This window comes from Bacillus sp. CR71 (assembly GCF_003429245.1).
GTDB classification, from domain to species: Bacteria; Bacillota; Bacilli; order Bacillales; family Bacillaceae_G; genus Bacillus_A; species Bacillus_A thuringiensis_S.
In genome coordinates this window covers 5,415,837-5,434,361 of record NZ_CP031748.1, presented here as the reverse complement: position 1 = coordinate 5,434,361, position 18,525 = coordinate 5,415,837, and the positions used below count along the sequence as shown (strand labels likewise).

The window sequence follows — 18,525 nt, the reverse complement described above, 5'->3', positions numbered from 1 at the left end:
TTGTGCATAAAAATATTTTCTAATTAAATACTACTTAGTATTAAGTTTGTTATTAAGGGGCTGTAAATATGAATATAAAGCAATCGTTCAAACTTTTAGCTATGTTTTTAAGTGTCTTATTTGTATTATTCCCACTTCAAAAAGCATTCGCAGAGGTTATGGACCATACAAAGTATGAAATGGATTGGAGTTATAGTAGGTCAAAGAAGAAACCAATCCGAACAGAACTTATTAAAACGGCAGATGGAAAAATTGCATTTTGCTTAAATGTAGACTTAAAATCTCCGAGCGGTCAAGACTTACCAGAAATGGGTAAAGTAGATATTAACGTGTACCGTGTACTGTTGAATGGATATCCACAAAAGAGCCCACAAGAATTAGGGGTATCTGATTGGAGAGAGGCGCATTACGCAACGCAACTGGCAGTGTGGAATGCGTTAAAACAAATTGATGTTAATGATTTAGATTTCCGCAATAAAAATGTAGAGAAAGTAACGAAAGACATCGTTGCAAAAGCAAACGCTAGTGAAGAGTTACAAGAAATTACGATGAGTGTAACTCCTACAGAAGAACAAGAAGCAGTATTAAAAAATGATTTCTTTGAAACAGGTTTATATACAGTAGAAACAAATGCAAAAAGCGGAACGTATAAAGTGCAAGCAACAGGTGCACCAGCGGGCGTGAAGTTTGCAAATGAAAAAGGCGAAACAAAAACAGAATTTAATGTAGGAGAGAAGTTCCGCATTTTAATTCCGAAACAAACACCAGCTGGTGGATTTAGCTTTAAAGTATCAGGAAATTTAACGAAATTACAAGGGATTGCGCATAAAGGTACACCGACTATTCAAAATGCAGTAGTATTACTTGAGCGTAGTGAAGAGAAAACGAGCCCTGAGTTAGCGGTAAGTTGGAAAAAGGCTGAGGCTCCAAATAAACCAAATAAGCCATATACTCCAAATGAACCGCATAAACCGAATCAATATAAAAGGTAAATAAAAGCATTGGCCTATGCCAATGCTTTTTGTATGCAAGGATTAAAGTTATATTAAGAAAATAATAAAATAGATAAAATAGTGTTTTTACAGAGTAAATTATATTTTAAAATAATATAAATATAATTAAATCCTAACGTTACGATTAATAGATTAAATTCACAAAATTGTAATATTATTCTTGGAGGGAGGCTATTAAATGAAGGTAAAAGCGTGTAAAATTCATTTGGAAAAACTACCTATAGATGGTCATATATGAAGAAAATGTAAGGTTTTATTTTTAGATGTATAGATGACGAGACTAAAATATATCTTTTACTATTTTCCTTTTATGTAAGAAGAGAACTCATCACAAGTAGAGCGAAGTGAGGAGGGCGTAATACATAAAAAAATTTACAATATAAGAAAGCGAATACATTTAGAGAAATGCGGTAGTAATTGATATAGGTGCGAGAGGTGTTAGTCTATTCAATAAATGTTTTTATAAAAATAATAGGATTTCTTATTAAATGAATATATAGGATGGTTTGTCTAAAAAAAGGACAGGGGACACAGATTATGTCAAAGCAGAAAAAGAGTAGGGTATTAGTAGCTGGTATTTGTATATCTACATTATTATCACCAGTAGCTTTCGAAGCATCGAAAGGATATGCGGCGCCTTTGGAAGAGAATAAGGGCGGGCAGTTGGAAGAGAGTAAAGAGAATCGTTTGGAGCAGAGAACGTTTCATTTGCCTGGGAAAGGTAGTGTTGAAGAAGAGCAAAAACGCTTAAAAGTACGTTATGTACTTTCAACAAATGAACCAACTGGAATTTATGCTGGTCCAAATGAAGAAATTAAAATTGAAATAAAAGGAACGCAATCTATTAAAGCGTTCATAGGAACGAAGTCATATGATGAAAAAGGGTTTGAAGAATTTGAGTTAAAACCTGGTGAAAATAATATTTCATCTTCAAGAGGTGGAATACTATATTTTTATAACATGAATAATGATGGCGAAGTAACAGCTTCAGTTATTCATGGAGGAAGTCATTTTCCATTATTTGTATTAGGGAAACACACAAAAAAAGATTGGGATGCAATGTTAAAAAAGTATAAAAATCCTTATGCAGTTGAATTGAAGGGTGAGAGAAGTTTAATTACTGCAAGTCCTGAAGCAGTGGCAAACTATATGGGAGAGACGGATCCAGTAGAATTAATGAGGCTACATGATAAGATTATTCGCTTTGAAAATTCTGTAGCAGGATTATCTGAAGATGGTATAGGGGTGTCAAAAGCTCCAAACCACTATATCCAATTTGTTGAAAAGAGAAAACCAGATAAAGATGATTGGATGTTTGCTACTCATTATCATACAGGGTATGTTCCAGAGACTATGGATAGGGTTTTAAATATAAAGAGATTACAAGGAGATGGCTGGGGACCGTGGCATGAAGTAGGGCATTTACATCAGCAAGCTCCTTGGTTTTGGTCAGGTGTAGGAGAAGTAACAGTAAATATATATTCATTATCGGTTCAAAGAATGTTAGGCAATAAATCAAGTCTAGAAGAAGATGGTCATTATAAAAAAGCTTTTGCTTACTTAGATAATCCTGATGCTCAAAAAAAGATGGAAGAATTCGAGAAACTAGTAATGTTTTGGCAACTTGATTTAGCTTATGGAGAGCATTTTTACCCTAATTTACATCAAATGTATCGCTTATTACCAGAATCTGAAATGCCTGCTTCAGATGAAGATAAAAAGCAAATGTTTATTTATATGGCATCGAAAGCGGCTAAACAAAACTTAGTGCCGTTTTTTGAGAAATGGGGATTAGGTCCAAATGATGAGGTTAGAGGGAAAATCGAAAATTTAAATTTACCTAAATTAGAAAAAGAAATATGGAAAGCATCAGATAGTAATATTATTCGTGAAAAACAAGTGAAACCATACGGCGGGCTTCCTTATGGTGAAGCGTCTACTGTGGTACAAGATCTCATCGTTGGTGCGAATTTTAATGAAAATCTAGCAAATAGTCTTGTTCAAAATTTAGGTGAAAATGTAAAAGTAACAGGTAGAATTATGTGGCCGTATTTAGAGGTTGGAAAAAGAGCGGTATTAGTAGAAATTGAGGATGAGAAAGGACAGAGAAATTTCATTTCTGTTCCAGTTAACAGTCTTTATGGAGATACTATGGTATTTAAAGGTTACGGTGATGAGGTAAATTCTGTTATAACGCTCCTTCATGATGAAAAGAAAATCAACGTTTCTTTCGTTGGTAATGAGTTTCATGAGCGCTTTAAAAATGAAAAGTATGTAGGGATTACCTTATATGATAAGGATGGAAATGAAAAGAAAAATATTTCTATAGAAGGGCAAGAAAATTCTAAAAAAGTTGCTTTGCAACTTGAAGGTGTTGAACTTCAATATGGCGATATTATGAAAGTATATCATGCAGAACCAAGTCGTTTCGATTGGTATCAAAGTAATAAACTTGTAGATCAAGGTGGAGCTAAGAATAAAAAAGAAAAGTTCTTTAAGATTACTCCACAAGGATATGAACTAATAGACGGTATACAGGAAGTAGAAGCAGTACCGCAAAAAGTATTAATCGGGGCAGACGCTGAAAAATTAGAAGCGAAAAACTTTGTTCAAGTAAAAGGTGGAGAAGTAATTGGATTTGTAGAAAAACCGAATACAATGAAAATCGGTGAACAAAAAGTAAAAGTAGAAACGAAAGATCGTTTCGGAAATAAGAAAGTGACGGAAGTGCCAGTAGAAGTAACTTATGGAGATAGCCTATTTGTATATGGATTAAGTTATGGTAGTGACGATATGAAATCGATTATAACGTTACATCATGATACGAAAAAAATGAGTGCGACAGATACGGATAATTTGATTCATGATTACTTTGGAGATGAGAAGTATTTTGAATTCACCTTGTACAATAAAGAGGGAAAAGAGAAGAAAAATATAGAGGTAAAAGGCTTGGAGAATACAGAAGCTTTTGCCAAGGAAGCAAATGGGTTAGCATTTGAATATGGAGATGTGGTGAAAGTATACCATGCAGAGTCTTCACGTTTACATTGGTATCAAAAAGGTTTATATGTGGGAGAAGGAAAAAATAAAGAAATAAAAGAATTATTCTTCGAAATTACTGAAAATGGATTTGAAAGATTAGAAGCTCTGCAAGAAGTAACAGCAGTACCACAAAAAGTAGTTATTGGAACTGACGTTGAAAAATTAGAAGCAAAAGATTTTGTGCAAGTCAAAGACGGAGAAGTAGTAGGATTTGTAGAAAAACCGAATACGACAAAGATTGGTGAACAAAAAGTAAAAGTAGAAACGAAAGATCGCTTTGGTAATAAGAAAGTGACGGAAGTTTCATTAGAAGTGGTTTATGGAGATAGCATTGCATATGCAGGAAATGGCGATGATATTGCTTCAATTGTAACTTTAAGGCACGAAGAGAAGAGATTCCATGCAACTGATATGGATAGCGAAATTCATGAGTATTTTAATAAAGAGCTATACATGGGGATCGCGTTATACGATGGAGAAGGAAAAGAGAAAAAACATGTAACAGCAGAGGGACAAGAAACATCAGAGAACTTTGCGAAGCAAGTGAATGGTATACAGTTCGAGTATGGAGATGTAGTGAAAGTATTCCACGCAGAACCGGATCGTTTGAAATGGTATCAAAATAATACACTTACTGGTCAAGGTGAGAAAAAAGGAACAAAAGAACTATTCTTCAAAGTGACAGAAAAAGGTTTTGAGAGAATGGACATGTTGCAAGAAGTCACAGCGAAACCTCAACAAGTAGTAATCGGAACAGATGTTGAAAAATTAGAAGCGAAAAATTTTGTTCAGGTGAAAGACGGAGAAGTAGTAGGATTTGTAGAAAAACCAACTACAGCAAAAGTTGGAAAACAAACAGTAAAAGTAGAAACGAAAGATCGCTTTGGTAATAAGCAAATAACAGAAGTGCCAGTAGAAGTGATTTACGGAGATAGCATTATGTTCTTCGGTACATGGCACGACGAAACGAATATTAAATCGATTGTTACATTAAATCATGAAGAAAAGAAATTCAGTACAACAGATTCAGAAGGTCCAATGCATACTTCATTTGCAGATGAGAAGTATATGGGAATGACTGTGTATGATAAGGATGGAAAAGAGAAGAAAGATTTATCAGTAAAAGCATCGGAGAATACGAAAGTATTTGCAGAACAATTTAATGGAATGACTTTTGAATACGGTGATGTAATAAAGGTATATCAAAGAGAGTTTGATAGATTTAAAGTGTATAAAAAGAATGAACTAATGAATGCGCAGTATGGTGTTCATGAAGTGCTCTTTAAAGTGACAGAGCAAGGTTTTGAGAGAATGGAAGCACAACAAGAAGTAACAGCTATACCGCAAAAAGTAGTAATCGCAACAAACGCTGATAAATTAGATGCAAAAAACTTTGTTCAAGTGAAAGATAGAGAAGTAATTGGATTTGTAGAAAAACCAAATACAACAAAAATCGGTAAACAAACAGTAAAAGTAGAAACGAAAGACCGTTTTGGAAATAAGAAAGTAACGGAAGTACCAGTAGAAGTAACATATGGAGATAGTCTTGTATACCAAGGGCTGGGTGATGATATTCGTTCTATTGTAACGTTAAATCATGATGATAAGAAACTACATGTAACGTCTACAAATGAACAAATTCATAGTTACTTTAACAATGAATTATATATGGGAATTACCCTATATGATCAAAATGGAACGGAGAAAAAACATGTAACAGCAGAAGGACAAGAAACTTCAAAGAATTTTGCTGAGCAAGTAAATGGTATGATGTTCGAGTATGGTGATGTAGTAAAAGTGTATCATGCAGAATCTGATCGTTTAAGTTGGTATAAAACTGGTGAGTTAATTGGAAAAGGGGATGCGAAAAAATTTAAAGAGATTTCCTTCAAGATTACTCAAAATGGCTTAGAGCAAGTACGATAATAAGAAAAAGCTCGTAAAACATTATGTTTTACGAGCTTTTTTATTATTCAGCTTCAGAAACAACTGTGAAGCGTTCGTTTACATGTTTTGGATTTTCGATTTCATCAAGTGCTGCAACTGCGAAGTCCTCGTAACTTACGTAGCTATCACCTTTTGAGTTAACAAGAAGATTGTCTTTGCCAGCTTTGTAAGAACCAGTGCGTTTTCCTAATGCGAATAGTGCAGAAGGGCTGATGAATGTCCAAGTGATATCATTTGTTTGTTGCAAGATTTCTAAGTTTTTACCTTGGTTTTGAGCTGTTGCAAGGTATTCGCCTGGGAAACCTGGTGTATCAAATACACGTGTTGTTTTTTCTTCGTCTACAAATAAGCTTCCTGCTCCGCCAACTACAAGTAATTTTGTATTTGGTGCACCTTTCACAGCTTCAATAAGTACGTTTCCTGCATCTACGTGAAGGTGTTCTTGCCCTGCTGGAGCGCCAAATGCATTTACAACTACGTCGAATGCTTGTAGGTCGTTAGATGTAAGAGAAAATACGTCTTTTTCTAAAACTTCTACGTTTTCTTCTGTAATTTTTGCAGCGTTTCTTACGATTGCAGTTACTTCATGTCCACGATCTAATGCTTCTTTTAAAATACGACTTCCTGCTTTACCAGTTGCTCCGATAATTCCGATTTTCATAATAAATCCCTCCAAAGTGTTTTGTTAAATTGTATATCTGAAAGTGAATGAATGTATTGTAATTAGGTTTGTTACAACCTGTTGTAATCATTATAGTTACAGGTAGGTGTTTTTGTCAATGGGGTAGTTTGTAGATTTATTTTTTGTTTTAGTATGCACAGTTAGAGGGAGGAGAGTCATAAAGATATTGTTACTTCGCGCTTGGCTAATATTTGGAAATTGCAAATTGTCGAAAAATGTTGATTTTTGAATGTTTTTTAAATATAATTCGTTTTATGGAGAAAAGGAGGGGTTAATTGTATGAATATTTTGGAACAATTCGTTTCATCAACGAATACGATTCTTTGGTCATATATTCTTATTGCAATGTTAATTGGTTTAGGGCTTTATTTTTCTATTAAATTGAAATTCGTACAGCTTACTCATTTAGGAGAAATGATTCGTTTAATGAGTGATGGACTAACTGGCAAGACACGTAAAAAGGGCAGTGTATCATCGTTCCAAGCATTTTGTATGAGTTCTGCAGCTCGTATTGGTATCGGGAACTTAGCTGGTGTAGCGTTAGCTATTTCTATGGGAGGACCTGGAGCTGTATTTTGGATGTGGGTTATTGCGATTATCGGTGCTTCTTCAAGTTTCGTAGAAAGTACGCTTGCGCAAATTTATAAAATAAAAGATGGCAGTGGCTTCCGTGGTGGTCCTGCTTATTATATGGAAAAAGGTTTAAATAAACGTTGGATGGGGATTTGGTTCTCTATTCTGATTACAATTAGTTACGGTTTAATTTTCAACTCAGTACAAGCAAATACAGTAACATTAGCATTTGAAAATGCATTTGGCTTAGAGCGTTATATTGTTGGTATTGTATTAGCTGCATTAGTTGCGGTTATTATTTTTGGTGGTGTAAAAAGTATTGCACGTATGTCGGAAATGATTGTTCCGCCAATGGCGCTTATTTATATTGCCGTAGCTATTTTTGTTGTCATTAAAAACTTCTATTTAATACCAGATGTGTTTACGGAAATCTTTAAAGGTGCATTTGGTTTAGATTCAGCTGTAGGTGGCGGTATCGGTGCTGCGATGAAATATGGTATTCAGCGCGGATTATTTGCGAACGAAGCAGGTATGGGTAGTGCGCCGAATGCGGCAGCAACAGCTGATGTAACGCATCCAGCGAAACAAGGTTTTATTCAAACGATTGGAGTATTAGTAGATACATTCTTAGTATGTACATCAACAGCATTTATCGTACTATGTTCTGGTGCATATAAAGCAACGAATTTAGAAGGTATTGAATTAACACAAAATGCATTAAGTTCACAAATTGGCCCATGGGCGAGCAGTTTCTTAGCGATTATTATTTTCTTATTTGCATTTAGTTCACTTCTAGGAAACTACTATTATGGTGAAACAAATATTGAATTCATTAAGCAAAGCAAAACGTGGTTAACAATTTATCGTATTGCGGTAGTTGGAATGGTATTATTCGGTTCTGTTGCGACGCTTCAAGTTGTATGGAATATGGCGGACTTATTTATGGGGCTAATGGTAATCACGAACTTAATTGCGATTACACTTCTCGGCCGATTTGCGTATGCTGCATTGGCAGACTATGTAAGGCAAAAGAAACAAGGAAAAGATCCAGTCTTCAGTGCAGATTCTATTCCTGGTTTAACGAATACAGAGTGTTGGGATAAGTCAGCGGTAACAGATAAAGAAAAAGCAGTGTAAATGAAAAGGCGAGCATCGAGGTGAATTCGATGCTCGCCTTTTTTGTTGTAGGAAATGATGAAAAGGGTGAGAGGTAATTATTAATATAATTTTTTTGTTTATTTCTCTCTCGTTATTTGTGGGGAACGTGCTGTATTAAAAGTATGACTGGTCGAAGAGGATAAGTGATTGAGTATTGGATAAATGTATGTAATGGCTATATTTTTATGTAAAAAAAACACGTATGTTAATTTTATTAACATATTCATGTTATAAAACCTTACATAAAGTTCTTGATTACTTAAAGTTTTTAGAATATAATTTTCTTATTGTTAGGAAGAGGGGGCAATGCAAATATGGATTTTTTAGCTAGGGTAATTGGGGATGTAAATAATATCCTTTGGTCATATGTCATTATTGCGATGTTAATTGGGTTAGGGCTCTATTTTTCATTTCGTGTGAAATTTGTCCAAGTTCGTTACTTCGGTGAAATGATTCGTTTGCTTGGGGATGGAGCAAGCTCGAAAACGAGAAAAGCGCAAAAAGAGAAGAGCGGCGTATCATCATTTCAAGCGTTTTGTATGAGTACAGCTTCTCGTGTAGGTACTGGTAACTTAGCTGGTGTAGCTATTGCAATCTCAGCAGGTGGTCCAGGAGCAGTATTTTGGATGTGGTTAATCGCGGTAATTGGGGGTGCTTCTGCATTTGTAGAGAGCACATTAGCGCAAATTTATAAAGTAAAAGATGGGAATGCATTCCGTGGGGGCCCAGCGTATTATATGGAAAAGGGTTTAAAGAAACGCTGGTTAGGTGTTGTGTTCTCTGTTCTAATAACAGTAAGTTTCGGATTGATTTTTAACGCTGTACAGTCTAATACTGTAGCGGCTGCCTTTGATGGGGCGTTCAAAACAGATAGTAGATTAGTAGGTCTTGTTATGGCTGGTTTACTTGCAGTTATTATTTTCGGCGGAGTAAAACGAATTGCTCGCGCGGTTGAAATGATTGTTCCAGTAATGGCAATTATTTATGTAGCAGTGGCATTATTCGTTGTTGTAACAAACATTACGGCAATTCCATATGTATTTAAAGAAATTTTCTTACATGCTTTCGGAATTAAAGAAGTAGTAGGTGGAGGATTAGGAGCTGCGATTTTATTAGGGGTAAAACGTGGATTATTCTCAAATGAAGCAGGTATGGGTAGTGCGCCGAACGCAGCAGCGACTGCAAACGTAACGCACCCAGTTAAACAAGGTTTCATTCAAACTTTAGGGGTATTTACAGATACATTATTAATTTGTAGTTGTACAGCATTTATTATTCTTTTATCAGATGTGCATAATGCAGCTGATTTAAATGGAATTCAATTAACGCAGCAGGCGTTAAGTCAACATATCGGTCCATGGGCTTCTATATTTGTAGCAGTTGCAATCTTCTTGTTTGCATTCAGTTCATTAGTAGGTAACTACTACTATGGTGAAACGAATATTGAGTTCTTAAATGGAAGTAAAGTGCTATTAAATGCATACCGCATTGCTGTACTTGGTATGGTTATGCTAGGGTCCGTGGCGACAATTCAAATCGTTTGGGATTTAGCAGATTTATTTATGGGAATTATGGCTGTTATTAACTTAGTAGCAATTGTATTCCTTTCTAAGTACGCTTTCGCAGCGTTATCAGATTATATTAAGCAAAAGAAACAAGGGAAAGATCCAGTCTTTTATGCGGAGTCTATTCCAGGTTTGAACAATACAGAGTGTTGGGATAAGCCAGAGGTAGCTGATAAAGAAAAAGCAGTATAATGAGGTGAGCATCAAGTGAAACTTGATGCTCATTTTTTGTTGGTTCAGCTATTTGTGTGAAGTGAAACTCCCGTTCATTAAAGTTTCGCTTTATAATGAAAAAGACGAACATTCATGAATGTTTCATAATAAAACGTATTTTTTTTAAGAAAAATGCGGATATGAATTATGATTTATGTTAGAATGGAAAATGCCTTTGAAATAAGAGGTTTTATGATCTTTCCTATCCGATTGAAGGTTTTGGAGGAGAAATGGAAAGTTCGGATTATTTCTTGTTTCGAATGGTCAGACGTTCAACGTTAATGAAGAGTTAAATGGAGGATTTTATTAATGAAGTTTGTTATGTTCCTTGTAGGATTACTCGTTGTATTTGTACTCGGTTTTCTTATAAGTGCCGATCGAAAGAAGATTAAGTATAAACCAATCGCAATTATGCTTATTATTCAGCTAGTATTATCTTATTTCTTATTAAATACGCAAGTTGGTTATATTTTAGTAAAAGGAATTTCAGATGGATTTGGCGCACTTCTTGGATATGCGGAAGCTGGAATCGTTTTCGTATTTGGTGGTCTTGTTAATAAAGGAGAGGTTTCATTCTTCTTAACAGCGCTATTACCAATCGTATTCTTTGCGGTTTTAATCGGAATTCTGCAACACTTTAAAATTTTACCAATATTTATTCGTGCTATTGGTACGTTGTTAAGTAAAGTAAATGGTCTAGGAAAACTAGAATCATATAACGCAGTAGCAGCTGCCATTGTTGGACAAGCAGAAGTATTTATTACAGTAAAAGATCAATTAAGTAAAATCCCAAAACATCGTTTATATACATTATGTGCATCTTCTATGTCGACAGTATCGATGTCAATTGTTGGTTCTTATATGAAAATGATTGAACCAAAATATGTAGTAACAGCACTTGTATTAAATTTATTTAGTGGTTTCATTATCATTCATATTATTAACCCGTACGATATTACAGAAGAAGAAGATACACTGAAATTAGAAAATAAGAAGAAACAATCATTCTTTGAAATGCTAAGCGAATATATTATGCTTGGTTTCACAATCGCGATCACAGTAGCGGCAATGTTACTTGGTTTCGTAGCATTAATTACAGCAATCAATAGCTTGTTTGATTCAATGTTCGGTATTACATTCCAAGCTATTTTAGGATATATTTTCTCACCATTAGCATTCGTAATGGGCATCCCGCAAGCAGAAATGGTAACAGCGGGACAAATTATGGCAACAAAATTAGTATCAAACGAGTTTGTTGCGATGCTTGATCTTGGAAAAGTAGCTGGTGATTTATCGGCTCGTACAGTTGGTATTCTTTCTGTATTCCTTGTATCATTTGCGAACTTCTCATCTATCGGAATTATCGCAGGTGCAACGAAAGGTATCGATGAAAATCAATCAAATGTTGTATCATCATTCGGCCTACGCCTTGTGTACGGTGCGACATTAGTAAGTATTTTATCAGCGATTATCGTTGGTGTTATGTTATAAAGTGAAACTTTAATTAGTGGGGGGAGCTTTATCCCCCGCTGATTATCAGCCCTCACCAATCGGGCTTTTATGGGCAGTTAATCACCCATCTAACTTCTTTGTTTTCGCTGAATGTTGAGATGGGGGTCTTACTGCCCGTTAAAGCGGGGTAAAAAAAGGATGGCTCTAGCTCATAGCTAGGGCTATTTTTTTATGGTAAATTTGCATGAAAAAACCAATTAATTAGGAATATATTAACATATAAAAATCTTTTAAAATTTATATTGCATTTCACCTAGATAACGCTTACAATTTGATTTGTAGGTGGTATCAATTTCAGACTTTCAAGTATGGTAGGAGAGAAGAAGCTACCTTTTATAAATTGCAATTTATGTAAACGCTTACTGATTTTAGATGACAGTTGAATAGTTTTTAGGGGTTTTAAATTTTTTTAACAACAATGGTCAGACGTCATTCGTTATACGTTATACGACCAATAACTCGTGGGAGAAGTGGGGGATTCACATATGAAAATAGTAATGTTTCTAGTCGGTTTACTTGTAGTGTTTGTACTAGGTTTCCTTATCAGTTCAGATCGTAAGAAAATTAAATATAAACCAATTGCACTTATGCTTGTCATTCAATTGGTACTTGCGTATTTCTTACTAAATACAAAGGTCGGATTTGTATTAGTAAAAGGGATCGCAGATGGATTTGGTTCTATTTTAAAATTTGCGGAAGCTGGGGTTAACTTCGTATTTGGTGGTCTAGCAAACGATGGACAAGCACCATTCTTCTTAACAGTATTATTACCGATTATTTTCTTAGCAGTATTAATCGGGATCCTGCAACATATTAAAGTTTTACCGATTATCATTCGTGCAGTCGGTTTCCTATTAAGTAAAGTTAACGGTTTAGGAAAACTAGAATCATATAATGCGGTAGCGGCTGCAATCGTTGGTCAAGGGGAAGTATTCATTACAGTAAAAGATCAACTAAGCAAATTACCGAAAAATCGTTTATACACACTTTGTGCATCTTCAATGTCTACAGTATCGATGTCAATCGTCGGTTCTTATATGAAAATGATTGATCCAAAATATGTAGTAACAGCACTTGTATTAAACTTATTCAGTGGATTCATTATCGTTCATATCATTAATCCATATGAAGTAAAAGAAGAAGACGATATTTTAGAATTACAAGAAGACAAGAAACAAACATTCTTTGAAATGTTAGGCGAATATATTATGCTTGGTTTCTCTATCGCTGTAACAGTAGCGGCGATGTTAATCGGTTTCGTAGCATTAATTACAGCAATTAACGGTGTATTCGATTCAATTTTCGGAATCACATTCCAAAGCATTTTAGGATACATTTTCTCACCATTAGCATTCGTAATGGGTATTCCAACATCAGAGATGCTACAAGCAGGACAAATTATGGCAACAAAATTAGTGACGAACGAATTCGTTGCAATGCTTGACCTTGGAAAAGTAGCTGGCGATTTATCAGCTCGTACAGTAGGTATTTTATCTATCTTCCTTGTATCATTTGCGAACTTCTCATCTATCGGAATTATCGCAGGTGCAACGAAGAGTATCGATGGCAAACAAGCAAACGTTGTATCATCATTCGGTTTAAAACTTGTATACGGTGCAACGTTAGTAAGTATATTATCAGCGATTATCGTTGGGGTTATGCTTTAATAAATTAAGAAAAGCAATGAGCGTAAGCTCATTGCTTTTTTGTTTAACTTGCTTTATCCAAATCTCTTTTAAAACGTGGTTTCTCTAAATAAGTTCCCAGTCTCCACACATATTCCACTGGACCCATCCGGTATTTCTGGAGCCAATAGGTGCTAACGAATAATTGAATCGTATAAATTCCGATGGTTAAAAGAATACCGAAGAAATAACCGATTTTACCGTATAGGCCAAATCCATATGCGTAAAAAATAGTTGTTGCAATAATAGATTGTGCTAAGTAATTACTAACGGACATTTTTCCCATGTTCGCCATGTATGTTAGTAGACGAGATGCTTTTTTGTAATGGAATAATAAAATAATCGTACTTCCGTAAAAGAAGGTCATAGTTACTGGTGTAAGGCCATCTTGTAACATAATTAACATCGGATGCTTTACGAACATAGCTAAGATTTTAATTGTAAAAGAGAAGAGACCGGTGGCAAACCATATTTTTTTGACAGCAGGTATATGTTTATTGACCTCAAATAGCCAGCCTTTTTTCCCTACATACATTCCGAGTAGGAACAGTGGAGACATAAAAATTATTGCGAAAACTGATATGAAAAATAATCCGAATGCACCGTCAATTCCCATGTAATCAAAAGGATTTTCAGTCAATCTAAAGTTGACGTGATCCATATAGCCTCCGGTTTGATGGACTTTATGTTCTTTTTCAGTATAAGGTGCGAAATCATTTATATTTGTAGATGGATCAGTTTGATAGGACATAAGTGTAATAAGTGCGAGTAGAATAATCGCCCAAATGAGCAAAGTTTTCGGTTTTCGATTGATGAATATCATTAAAAAAATCCCGATTATTCCGTATGCAAATAAAATATCTCCCTCCCAAACAAAAGTACCGTGAATGTAGCCGAGTAGTAAAAGAATGATAATACGTCTTATGTATGTAGGGAAGAATTTTTTTCCTTTTGCGATAATACTTTTTTGTAACAAAATAATGCTAAGCCCAAATAGAAAAGAAAATAGGGATATAAAGTTATGTGTGCCGAAAAATTGAATAAACCAATTAGCACCTTTATCAAGATCGCCAAATAGATAAGTGGGTTTTTCACTGGTGAAGAACCCAAATTGAATTAATGTCATATTGACTAGTAAAATGCCAAACAAAGCGAAACCACGAATTGCATCAACAGATTCTACACGTTGATTCATTTTTTCTCTCCTCGTATATTCGTTTTTATATTGAAAATAATACCATTTTATATCTGGCACTATGTTAAATATGAGGAAATTTAAGGTGATTTTAAGATAGAGAGCAAACAAAAAAATCACCTTAATACATGTATTAAGGTGATTGAAATATTACTCAGCTGGAGGCGTAAATGTACGTTTCTCTAATTCAGCATCTAGCATAAACAGTGCGTTTGAATCGCTTGTAATACGTTTTAGTTTTTGGATGATGCTATCGAATGAAGCTTCTTCTTCTACTTGCTCATCGACGAACCATTTTAAAAATGTAATTGTTGCATGTTCACGCTCATCCCAAGCGATATCAGATAAGTTGTAAATACGTTTCGTTACTTCACGCTCGTGCTCAAGTGCGACTTCAAAAGCGTTTAATACAGATTCGTATTCGTTATTCGGATTATCAAATCCAGTAATAATAGCGCGCTCTCCGCGGTCATTAATATAGTTGTAAAGCTTCATTGCGTGGAAACGTTCTTCTTCAGCTTGTACAAGGAAAAAGTTAGCGAATCCATCATAGCTCTCAGCTGTACAGTAAGCAGCCATTGCCATATAAGCATGGGCAGAGTAAAATTCAAAGTTCATTTGTTCATTTAATGCGTCGTGCAATTTTTTTGATAACATAAAATCCCCCTTAGTATTGTGACAATAATATTATACCATAATTGATAATATTCTCATTTAGATGCTTCGAATCTTTTCGAAAGCTTTGTGACGTGTGCGTCCATAATGTCTTGTAAATCTAAATCATATTTTTGCGAAAGAATAATAAGGTTAGATAGTACATCGCCAAGTTCTTCTTTTAGTTCTTGTTTTAGCTCTTCTTCTGTTTTCGCATCTTCATCAGGGCGATCGCGGCCGATTTCAATAGCGCGAACGACTCGTGAAATTTCCCCAACTTCCTCAGTTAAGAAATTTAAGCGAATAAAGGCATTATACTGTGACCAGCTTCGTTTTTCGTAAAATTCCTCAACCCATCTTTGGAATGCAACGATATCCATTTCTTCCTCATCTCCTCAATATGTTGTACAATATTCATTGTATCATAACAATATATAGTTCCGGGGTGTAGGGATGAGAAAGATTTGTGTGTTTGCAGGTTCTAATTTAGGGGAGAGACCAGAATTCAAAGAGCAGGCAATTCAGTTAGGTAAAATGTTTGTTGAGAACGACTATGAGCTCGTATACGGTGGTTCATGTGTCGGATTAATGGGAGAAGTAGCAAACGAAGTTCTTCGTTTAGGTGGACGTGTAACAGGGGTTATGCCGCGCGGTCTATTTCGAGGAGAAATTGTACATACAGGATTAACAGAATTAATTGAAGTAGAGACAATGCATGAACGTAAAGCGAAAATGGCAGAGCTTGCGGATGCTTTTATTGCGCTTCCAGGCGGATACGGAACGTTTGAAGAACTATTTGAAGTTGTATGTTGGTCACAAATTGGTATACACAATAAGCCAGTTGGTTTATTAAACATAAAAGGTTTTTATGGACCAATTCTGCAAATGGTTGAACGTGCAGCAGAAGAAGGATTTATGAATCCATCAAATAAAGAATTGATCGTTTCAGCTGAGACGGCAGATAAACTAATTCATGCAATCCAAAATTATGAGCGTCCTGTTTTGGGAACGAAGTGGAAGCAACTATCATAGCAAATACGGAAACACATGTCGTTTTAATTGAAAAAGGCATGTGTTTTTAATTTGGTTAAATATGTTAATGTTTAGATGTAATGTTTTTGGGAAAGGAGAAATAGATGGAGGAGTTTGTGTATTTACGTCCGGTTTTTAAAAGTATTTTAGCAGCGTCTATTCTTGTTATGCTAATTGTTTCAACACAGAAGAAAGAGCTAATTAATGAATTTTCGCTTTGGTTTATTTCGATATTGTGTATCGGTGTTTCGGCGATAACGCTCTTTATGATTGGTTTTATCGTTGATGAGTATAATCTAGGTGGAGATCCACAATCGTTTTGTATGTTTATTGCGATTGGTTGTATTAATGGTCTGAATTTCATTATTTATTACAGAAGGCAATAAAAGAGGCATTCCATATTACTTTGGAATGCCTTTATCATTTTGATTGCTTTGTTTTTTATACAGGTACCAGCCACCCCAGCCGCCACCAATTGCTACGACAACGAGGAAAGCATAGTCCTTAACCTCGACACGTATATTGAAAATATTAGCTATAAGTAAGAGAATCCCAACTGTTATTAACGCAAAAAACGCTCTAATTAAGTAGTCTTTCAACTGAACCACTCCCGTCATTTAAGTAGTAAATGATGAATTTGGAAAAGCCTTTTGGATCTATGATACTAAAGGGTGTTTCCTATATTTTAACATAAAAAGGATTGTAATATAGTGATAAAAGTGGGGGCGAATTGTGTGTTAATACTGTCGTGATTTGTCGGTAAATTGATATCCCTTGTCGAATCGTTGATATATTGAGGGTAATGATCGATATAATGAAAAAATCGTTGATATATTAAGGGGAATGATCGATATATTTGAAAAATCGTTGATATAATTTCGTGTACCGTTAAGTGCAACCATTACAGAAAAAAGCGACTCTGAGCGAGCCGCTTCTGCTTTTAATGATATCCAGCTCCAGTGACTAGAACAGTCGGTCATTTCGCGCCTTCCTGTGAGGCAAAAAACGCCTCTTCGTCAGGAGCTCCAATGCCCTCCTGTTCTGAGCAAGTCACCTCCGCTTTTAATTAATATCCAGCTCCAGCGGCTAGAATCTCCGGTCATTTCGCTTTCTCGCTCGAAGCAAAAAGCGCTTCAAGGTTGAGAGCTCCAATGCCCTGCGATTCTGAGCGAGCCGCTTCTGCTTTTAATGATATCCAGCTCCAGCGGCTAGAACAGTCGGTTGTTTCACTCCTTCATTCGAGGCAAAAAGCGCCTCGTAATCAGGAGTTCCAACACCCTCCTGTTCTGAGCGAGCCGCTTCCGCTTTTAATGATATCCAGCTCCGGTGACTAGAACAGTCGGTCATTTCGCGCCTTCCTGTGAGGCAAAAAGCGCCTCTTCGTCAGGAGCTCCAATGCCCTCTTGTTCTGAGCAAGTCACCTCCGCTTTAAAGTCTATTATTGATTCAAGAACGCGCGTAGCATCCAAGCGTGTTTTTCTAGTTCTGTGTAGATGCCTAGTAGTAGGTCAGATGTCATTTCGTCGTCAGAGTCTTGAGCGATTTCCATGCCTTTTTTCAGTTCGACTAGCATCATTTCGTAGTCTTTCATGATTGCTTCGACCATCCCTTCTGCAGTTTCTCCGTATGCTGCTTCTTGAATAGAAGATAGTTCTAAGTATTCTTTCATTGTTGCTACTGGTTTGCCGCCAATTGCTAAAATACGTTCTGCAATTTCATCGATGTGAGTAGCTGATTCTGTGTAAAGTTCTTCGAATTTCTCGTGTAATGTGAAGAATTGAGGCCCTTTTACGTACCAATGGAAGTTGTGAAGTTTTGTGAATAAAACGCTCCAGTCTGCTACTTGTTTGTTTAATACCTCGATTACTTGTTTGTTCATTATGATCAATCTCCTTTTGAGTTGTTATGTTATATCAATTACTAATTTATAATTATTATAATCTAGTAATTGATATAAAACAACCCTTTTGCTGAAATTAATTTGAACAAATTATGAACTGTTGTAAATAAAAATCCCTATTACGGTGAGGTAATAGGGATTTTGTTTGATATATAGCTCTAGTTCTAAATGAGCCGCTTGTGCTTTTAATGATATCCAGCTCCGGTGACTAGACCAGTCGGTCATTTCGCGCCTTCCTGTGAGGCAAAGAACGCCTCTTCGTCAGGAGCTCCAATGCCCTCCTGTTCTGAGCAAGTCACCTCCGCTTTTAATTAATATCCAGCTCCAGCGGCTAGAATCTCCGGTCATTTCGCT

The 18,525-nt window shown here is 35.7% G+C and carries 15 protein-coding genes; 8 read left to right on the top strand and 7 right to left on the bottom strand.

Translation table 11 applies throughout. From position 1 onward, the window contains the following. Positions 1-68: 68 nt before the first annotated feature. Both DOS87_RS27580 and DOS87_RS27575 read left to right on the top strand, forming a co-directional pair. Positions 69-992 (top strand): thioester domain-containing protein, encoded by a 924-nt coding sequence (locus DOS87_RS27580; protein WP_001022528.1) that lies wholly within the window; start codon positions 69-71, stop codon positions 990-992. Positions 993-1,550: 558 nt separating this feature from the next. After that, on the top strand, positions 1,551-5,981 hold the full coding sequence (locus tag DOS87_RS27575; protein ID WP_098578424.1) for a putative mucin/carbohydrate-binding domain-containing protein: 4,431 nt from the start codon (positions 1,551-1,553) through the stop codon (positions 5,979-5,981). Between the two features lie 43 nt (positions 5,982-6,024). Here the strand turns inward: DOS87_RS27575 and DOS87_RS27570 are convergent, their stop codons facing one another. Then, positions 6,025-6,663, bottom strand: coding sequence for an NAD(P)-dependent oxidoreductase (locus tag DOS87_RS27570; protein WP_000689884.1), 639 nt, complete (start codon positions 6,661-6,663; stop codon positions 6,025-6,027). Positions 6,664-6,963: 300 nt separating this feature from the next. On the opposite strand from DOS87_RS27570, the gene DOS87_RS27565 reads away from it, so the two are divergent. The 4 genes from DOS87_RS27565 (at position 6,964) to DOS87_RS27550 (ending at position 13,372) form a co-directional block, all read left to right on the top strand. Then, positions 6,964-8,394 carry an alanine/glycine:cation symporter family protein gene (locus DOS87_RS27565; protein WP_001022952.1) on the top strand — a complete coding sequence of 477 codons (1,431 nt, stop codon included), beginning with the start codon at positions 6,964-6,966 and terminating at the stop codon, positions 8,392-8,394. A 335-nt stretch (positions 8,395-8,729) separates the two neighbouring features. Continuing rightward, complete coding sequence (locus tag DOS87_RS27560; RefSeq protein ID WP_000346410.1) at positions 8,730-10,172, top strand: alanine/glycine:cation symporter family protein; 1,443 nt, start codon at positions 8,730-8,732, stop codon at positions 10,170-10,172. Between the two features lie 330 nt (positions 10,173-10,502). Continuing rightward, a complete protein-coding gene (locus DOS87_RS27555) occupies positions 10,503-11,684 on the top strand; it encodes a NupC/NupG family nucleoside CNT transporter (protein WP_000673845.1) in 1,182 nt (393 codons plus the stop codon). Positions 11,685-12,190: 506 nt separating this feature from the next. Continuing rightward, complete coding sequence (locus DOS87_RS27550; RefSeq protein WP_000706853.1) at positions 12,191-13,372, top strand: NupC/NupG family nucleoside CNT transporter; 1,182 nt, start codon at positions 12,191-12,193, stop codon at positions 13,370-13,372. 43 nt (positions 13,373-13,415) lie between these two features. Here DOS87_RS27550 and DOS87_RS27545 read toward each other — a convergent pair whose 3' ends face one another. From DOS87_RS27545 to DOS87_RS27535, 3 genes are all read right to left on the bottom strand, one after another. Next, the gene (locus DOS87_RS27545; RefSeq protein WP_208730155.1) at positions 13,416-14,585 is read right to left on the bottom strand and encodes a DUF418 domain-containing protein; all 1,170 of its coding nucleotides are present in this window, start codon (positions 14,583-14,585) and stop codon (positions 13,416-13,418) included. Positions 14,586-14,735: 150 nt separating this feature from the next. Next, positions 14,736-15,242 (bottom strand): ferritin, encoded by a 507-nt coding sequence (locus DOS87_RS27540; RefSeq protein ID WP_000949403.1) that lies wholly within the window; start codon positions 15,240-15,242, stop codon positions 14,736-14,738. A gap of 53 nt (positions 15,243-15,295) precedes the next feature. Then, the gene (locus DOS87_RS27535; RefSeq protein ID WP_208730154.1) at positions 15,296-15,619 is read right to left on the bottom strand and encodes a MazG nucleotide pyrophosphohydrolase domain-containing protein; all 324 of its coding nucleotides are present in this window, start codon (positions 15,617-15,619) and stop codon (positions 15,296-15,298) included. A gap of 88 nt (positions 15,620-15,707) precedes the next feature. On the opposite strand from DOS87_RS27535, the gene DOS87_RS27530 reads away from it, so the two are divergent. Further along, on the top strand, positions 15,708-16,271 hold the full coding sequence (locus tag DOS87_RS27530; RefSeq protein WP_002062664.1) for an LOG family protein: 564 nt from the start codon (positions 15,708-15,710) through the stop codon (positions 16,269-16,271). A 104-nt stretch (positions 16,272-16,375) separates the two neighbouring features. Beyond that, on the top strand, positions 16,376-16,657 hold the full coding sequence (locus DOS87_RS27525; RefSeq protein WP_098425139.1) for a hypothetical protein: 282 nt from the start codon (positions 16,376-16,378) through the stop codon (positions 16,655-16,657). A gap of 15 nt (positions 16,658-16,672) precedes the next feature. On the opposite strand, the gene DOS87_RS27520 is transcribed toward DOS87_RS27525, so the two are convergent. From DOS87_RS27520 to DOS87_RS27510, 3 genes are all read right to left on the bottom strand, one after another. Continuing rightward, a complete protein-coding gene (locus DOS87_RS27520; RefSeq protein WP_000656312.1) occupies positions 16,673-16,870 on the bottom strand; it encodes a hypothetical protein in 198 nt (65 codons plus the stop codon). 586 nt (positions 16,871-17,456) lie between these two features. After that, a complete protein-coding gene (locus DOS87_RS27515) occupies positions 17,457-17,618 on the bottom strand; it encodes a hypothetical protein (RefSeq protein WP_000128781.1) in 162 nt (53 codons plus the stop codon). Positions 17,619-17,709: 91 nt separating this feature from the next. Beyond that, positions 17,710-18,150, bottom strand: a complete 441-nt coding sequence (locus DOS87_RS27510; protein WP_001041895.1) for a Dps family protein — start codon at positions 18,148-18,150, stop codon at positions 17,710-17,712. Positions 18,151-18,525: the final 375 nt, after the last annotated feature.